General features: G+C 52.2%; 1 protein-coding gene. It reads left to right on the plus strand.

What is annotated here, in order from left to right; all coding sequences use genetic code 11:
• The first annotated feature begins 83 nt into the window (after positions 1-83).
• A complete protein-coding gene (locus L9Z73_RS30750) occupies positions 84-1,208 on the plus strand; it encodes an IS481 family transposase (protein ID WP_247408735.1) in 1,125 nt (374 codons plus the stop codon).
• The last annotated feature ends 51 nt before the right edge of the window (positions 1,209-1,259 follow it).

Raw genomic sequence — 1,259 nt, forward strand, 5'->3', positions numbered from 1 at the left:
TGTATGGACCGGACACATGGTGGACGGGTGTACGGGGACATGGTGGACACTTTTCGGCGAGCCAACTTCGCCGGAAAGCCATCATGCCCTGGAACACGAGAGACACCATGAGCCTGAAAGAAGAGTTCATTGCCTTAGCACGGCAACCCGGCAGTAATAAACGAGAGCTATGCCGACGATTCGGCATCAGTCCGCAAACAGCCTATAAGTGGCTCAAACGCTACGAAGCGCACGGTCAGCCAGGGCTGCAAGAGAAGTCTCGCAAACCGGCCACCAGTCCCAAACTGACCACCGCAGCTCTGGAAGCGCAGGTCATAGCACTTAGGCAAGACCATCCAGCATGGGGTGGACGCACAATCAGCAGCCTCTTGAACAAGCAGATCGCTCCCAGCACCGTCACCAATGTCCTGCACCGGCACGGTCTGATTCAGCCTTCTCAGAAGGAACAAGAGGCAAAGCTGAGATTTGAGCACGATGCGCCTAACGATCTTTGGCAGATGGATTTCAAAGGGCATTTTCCTACGCAAGAAGGCCGATGCCATCCCCTGACTATGCTGGACGACCATTCGCGATTCAATTTGGCAATTCAGGCCTGTGACAACGAGCGTGGAGCTACGGTGAAGGAGAAGATGATAGAGGTATTCCAGCGCTTCGGATTACCGGCTCGCATCAACGTTGATAACGGCCCGCCATGGGGCTCGCCACGCAACCCTGGTGAAATCACAGAGCTAAGTATCTGGTTGATTCGCCTAGGAATTCGGATCAGCTTCAGCCGTCCTTACCATCCTCAAACAAATGGAAAAATCGAACGTTTCCATCGTTCACTCAAGGCCGAAGTGCTTGAAGGGCGTCATTTTTCCACTACCAAGGAAGCTCAAAAAGCGTTTGATCAATGGCGTGAGATTTATAACCTGCAACGTCCTCATCAAGCGTTGGACTACAAGGTACCTATGGACCGGTATCGCTCCAGCCCCTGGGCTTATCCGCAGCAGTTATCGGAGTTTGAATACGGTCCGGATGATGTGCTGGCTAAGGCTTATCACAGTCGATTTCGCTTTCAGAAACGCTATTTCAGCATTGCCAAGGGTTTGGCTGGGCTTCACATCGCAATACGGCCTAACTCTGAAAGTGATGGCCTTTTTGATGTCTACTTCTGTCATCACTTCCTACGAACGATCGACGTGAGCAAACCTGACTATGGTCCATAATGTGTCAACCATGTCCCCGCACATGTGTCCACCATGTTTCCGGTCCATACA

Origin of the sequence: Pseudomonas emilianonis (assembly GCF_023072625.1) — a bacterium.
In the GTDB taxonomy this organism is placed as follows: Bacteria; Pseudomonadota; Gammaproteobacteria; order Pseudomonadales; family Pseudomonadaceae; genus Aquipseudomonas; species Aquipseudomonas paraveronii.

Excerpts from the sequence above, each read along its gene's own strand:
- L9Z73_RS30750 (WP_247408735.1), top strand. The coding sequence starts at position 84 with ATGCCCTGGAACACGAGAGACACCATGAGCCTGAAAGAAGAGTTCATT.